A 4458-nucleotide genomic window follows, 5' to 3' on the forward strand; every position below is an offset into this window, starting at 1 on the left:
GCTTTCCCCACCATTGATGCCCACTGGATCGGGCGCATCAACGGCGCGCGGAAGCACGAATGCGGCTTCGCCGCGGTCGACCACCACAGAAGGGTCTGGGGGCGAAGCCCCCAGACCCCCCGACAATTACTTCTTGCCCTGGTTCGCGACCGCCTGGATGGCGGCCTTCGCGGCCTCCGGGTCCAGGTAGGTGCCGCCCTTGGTGACCGGGTTGTAGTCGGCGTCGAGCTCGTAGGCGAGCGGGATGCCGGTGGGGATGTTCAGGCCGGTGATGTCCTCGTCGGAGATGCCGTCCAGGTGCTTGACCAGGGCGCGGAGGCTGTTGCCGTGGGCGGCGACCAGGACCGTGTGGCCCTCGGCGAGGTCCGGGACGATCGAGTCGTACCAGTACGGCAGCATGCGGTGCCCGACGTCCTTCAGGCACTCCGTGCGCGGCCGCAGCTCGCTCGGGATGTGCGCGTAGCGCGGGTCGTCGCTCTGCGAGAACTCCGAGCCGTCGGCGAGCTCCGGCGGCGGGGTGTCGTACGAGCGGCGCCAGGTCATGAACTGCTCCTCGCCGAACTCGGCCAGCGTCTCGGCCTTGTTCTTGCCCTGGAGCGCGCCGTAGTGGCGCTCGTTCAGCCGCCAGGAGCGGTGCACGGGGATCCAGCCGCGGTCGGCGGCGTCGAGGGCGAGGTTCGCCGTGCGGATCGCGCGCTTCTGGAGCGAGGTGTGCAGGACGTCCGGCAGCAGGCCGGCGTCCTTGAGCAGCTCGCCGCCGCGTACCGCCTCCTTCTCGCCCTTCTCGGTGAGGTTCACGTCCACCCAGCCGGTGAACAGGTTCTTTGCGTTCCACTCGCTCTCGCCGTGGCGGAGGAGGATCAGCTTGTACGGTGCGTCGGCCATGCCTTTGAGCCTACCTAGTGCCCTTTCGCGGCGCGCATCAGCTCCGGGGCGGGGGGTCGTTCCGGTCGATTGACGGTGGGCGTCAATTCGCTTGCCGGGGTGTCAGTGGGCGTGCGTAAGGTACGGATGCCTACTGAGCCGCTTACACACTCACCCGGGGGACGTACCGCCATGTCTGTCGCACGCCTGAGAACTGCCGTCCGTGAATCGGTCGCGGGGCTTCCCCGGGAGTTCTGGTGGTTGTGGACGTCGACGCTGGTCAACCGGCTGGGGGCGTTTGTCGCCACGTTCATGGCGCTCTATCTGACGCTGGAGCGGGGGTACTCCGCCTCGTATGCCGGGCTGGTCGCCGCTCTGCACGGGCTCGGTGGGGTGCTGTCGTCGCTGGGGGGCGGGGTGCTGACCGACCGGCTCGGGCGGCGGCCGACGCTGATGCTGGCGCAGAGCTCGACGGCCGTGTCGGTGGCGGTGCTGGGGTTCATGGAGCATCCGGTGGCGATCGCCGGGGTGGCGTTCGTGGTGGGGATGGCCAGCAATGCCTCGCGGCCCGCGGTGCAGGCGATGATGGCGGACATCGTGCCGGCGAAGGACCGGGTGCGGGCCTTCGCGCTGAACTACTGGGCGATCAATCTCGGGTTCGCCGTCTCGACGACCGCCGCGGGGTTCATCGCGGAGTACAGCTACCGGGCCGGGTTCCTGATCGAGGCCGTGCTGACGATGGTGTGTGCGGTGCTGGTGTTCCTGAAGCTGCCGGAGTCGCGGCCGGTGGCGGCCGAGGTCGCGGCCGGGGAGCCGCGGGAGCGCGAGATCAGTATGCGGGGGGTGGCGCGGGACGGGCGGTTCATGGGGGTCGTCGGCCTCTCCTTCCTGATCGCGCTGCTGTTCCAGCAGGCGTACGTGTCGCTGCCGGTGGCCATGGGCGCGGACGGGTTCTCCAGCTCGGACTTCGGGGTCGCGATCGCCGTGAACGGCGTGCTGATCGTCGCGCTGCAGATACCGGTCACCCGGTTCATCGAGCGGCGGGATCCGCGGCAGCTGCTCATCGTGTCGTCGCTGCTGGCGGGGTGGGGGTTCGCGCTGACGGCCTTCGCCGGCTCTGTGGCGGTGTACGCGCTCACGGTGGTGGTGTGGACGCTGGCCGAGATCGTGAACGCGCCCACCCAGACGTCGCTGGTGGTGCGGCTGTCGCCGCTGCACGGGCGGGGGCGGTACCAGGGGATGTACACGATGTCGTGGGCGGTGGCCGCGCTGGTCGCTCCGCTGGCGGGCGGGCAGATCATCGACCGGTACGGGGCGGAGTGGCTGTGGGGGGCTTGCGGGGTCGTCGGCACGATCGCTGCGCTGGGCTATTGGGCGCTGATGCGGGGGTTGCCGCGCGCGGACGAGGAGGTGTCGGGGGCTCCTGTCGAGGCGCCGGCGCCTGCGGCTGCGGGCTGACGTCCCAGGGGCTCCGCCCCCGGACCCCGTATCGGCGCTGCGCGCCTCGGCCTCAAACGCCGGCCGGGCTGGAATTGGCGCTTCGCGCCTCGTCCTCAAACGCCGGCCGGGCTGGAATGCCGGACGGGCTGGAATGTGCGCCCTTGTCAGTCCTCGTCGCGGATCAAGTGGCTGAAGGCGTCCAGGTTGCGGGTGGACTCCCCGCGCGACGTACGCCACGCGTATTCGCGGCGGATGGCCGTCGCGAAGCCCATTTCCAGGAGGGTGTTGAAGGCGCCGTCGGCGTTTTCCAGGACGGTGCCCAGGAGGCGGTCCAGTTCGTCGGGGGTTACGGCGGCCAGGGGGAGGCGGCCGACCAGGTAGATGTCGCCGAGTTTGTCGATCGCGTACGAGACCCCGTAGAGGCGGGTGTTGCGCTCCAGGAGCCAGCGGTGGACGGCGTCCTGGTTCTCGTCCGGGTGGCGGACGACGAAGGCGTTCACCGACAGGGAGTGGCGGCCGACGATCAGCGAGCAGGTGGTGGCGAGCTTGCGGGTGCCCGGGAGGGTGACGACGTACGTGCCGTCCTTGGGGTTCTCCCACTCGATGCCGGACTCGGTGAGAGTGCTCTCGATGACGGCCCTGGGGTCAGACATGGGCCGATCGTAGGCGACGCGGGTGGTGGTCCAGCATGGCGCCCGCGTACACGTCGGCCGTCGCCGCCGCCGCGCTGTCCCAGCCGAAGCTCCGCGCGTGCCGCGCGGCGGCCCGGCCCAGGTCCGCGGTGCGGCCGGGCTCGGCGGCGAGGCGGTGCAGGACGCGGGCGTAGTCGGCGGGGTCGTGGCCGTCGATCAGATAGCCGGTGACCCCGTCCCGTACGGCCACGGGCAGGCCGCCGACCGCGGCCGCGACGACCGGAGTGCCGCAGGCCTGCGCTTCCACGGCCACCAGGCCGAAGGACTCGCTGTACGACGGCATGACCAGCACCGACGCCGCCCGGAACCACTCCGCGAGCCGGTCCTGCCCGACCGGCGGCACGAAGCGCACGACGTCGGAGATGCCGAGCCTGGCGGCCAGCTTCTGCAGCGCCTCGGGCTTGGCGAGGCCGCTGCCGCTGGGGCCGCCGACGACGGGGACGAGGAGGTTGTGGCGGAGGGCCGGTTCCCGTTCCAGGAGGAGGGCGGTGGCGTGGAGGAGGACGTCGGGGGCCTTGAGGGGCTGGATGCGGCCGGCGAAGAGCGGGATGAAGGCGCCGGCGGGGAGGCCGAGCGCGGCGCGGGCGGCCTGGCGGCCGGCTTCGAGGCCTGCGGGGGCCGGGCGGAAGCGATCGAGGTTCACGCCCGGGTGGACTATGGCGACCTTGGCGGGGTCGGCCTCGTAGTGGTGGACGAGGTCGTTCGCCTCGTCGGCGGTGTTCGCGATGAGGCGGTCGGCGGCCCGTACGATCTGCGTCTCGCCGATGACGCGGGCGGCCGGCTCGGGGGTGTCGCCCTGGGCGAGGGCGGCGTTCTTGACCTTCGCCATGGTGTGCATGGCGTGCACGAGCGGGACGCCCCAGCGCTCGGCGGCGAGCCAGCCGACGTGGCCGGAGAGCCAGTAGTGGGAGTGCACCAGGTCGTAATAGCCGGGGCGGTGGTCGGCCCAGGCGCGCATCACGCCGTGCGTGAAGGCGCAGAGCTGGGCGGGGAGCTCTTCCTTGGCGAGACCTTCGTACGGGCCTGCGTCCACGTGTCGTACGAGGACGCCGGGGGCGAGCTCCACGGTCGGGGGGAGGGTGGCGGTGGTGGCGCGAGTGAAGATCTCGACTCGGATGCCCTGCGCCGCTAGGCGGCGCGAGAGCTCGACGATGTAGACATTCATGCCGCCGGCGTCGCCGGTGCCCGGCTGGTGCAGCGGCGATGTGTGCACGGACAGCATGGCCACGCGGGCCGGCCTGCGCCGAAGCCGCGCCTTGAGCGGAAGGCGCTTGCGGCTGCTCACGGTGGGGGGCCTCCTCGCGGTGCGGGTGCGATGCGGTGCGCTGCTGGCGGCTATCACCTTTGGTGCTTACTCTCAGTGATCGCCTATTTCCCCTCGTGGTGCAACCGCTGGCGCGGGGCGGGCATTCCCGGGGGGCTGGGCCTTGCTGTCGGTGTGCCGCCCCCCGGCCCGGTGTAC

Annotated in this window: 4 protein-coding genes; 1 reads left to right on the forward strand and 3 read right to left on the reverse strand. The window is 71.4% G+C overall.

The annotated features are described in order from the left end of the window. Positions 1-126: 126 nt before the first annotated feature. Positions 127-885: a phosphoglyceromutase gene (locus G5C51_RS40060; protein WP_165245560.1), complete on the reverse strand. Its 759-nt coding sequence runs from the start codon at positions 883-885 to the stop codon at positions 127-129. A 171-nt stretch (positions 886-1056) separates the two neighbouring features. On the opposite strand from G5C51_RS40060, the gene G5C51_RS40065 reads away from it, so the two are divergent. Then, positions 1057-2322: an MDR family MFS transporter gene (locus tag G5C51_RS40065; protein ID WP_165245562.1), complete on the forward strand. Its 1266-nt coding sequence runs from the start codon at positions 1057-1059 to the stop codon at positions 2320-2322. Between the two features lie 146 nt (positions 2323-2468). On the opposite strand, the gene G5C51_RS40070 is transcribed toward G5C51_RS40065, so the two are convergent. Further along, positions 2469-2957 carry a type III secretion system chaperone family protein gene (locus G5C51_RS40070; protein WP_165245564.1) on the reverse strand — a complete coding sequence of 163 codons (489 nt, stop codon included), beginning with the start codon at positions 2955-2957 and terminating at the stop codon, positions 2469-2471. Further along, complete coding sequence (mshA, locus tag G5C51_RS40075; RefSeq protein WP_338118489.1) at positions 2950-4281, reverse strand: D-inositol-3-phosphate glycosyltransferase; 1332 nt, start codon at positions 4279-4281, stop codon at positions 2950-2952. The genes G5C51_RS40070 and mshA overlap by 8 nt, the downstream gene beginning before the upstream one ends. Between the last annotated feature and the right edge of the window lie 177 nt (positions 4282-4458).

The organism is Streptomyces coryli (assembly GCF_011044975.1).
Classification (GTDB): Bacteria; Actinomycetota; Actinomycetes; order Streptomycetales; family Streptomycetaceae; genus Streptomyces; species Streptomyces coryli.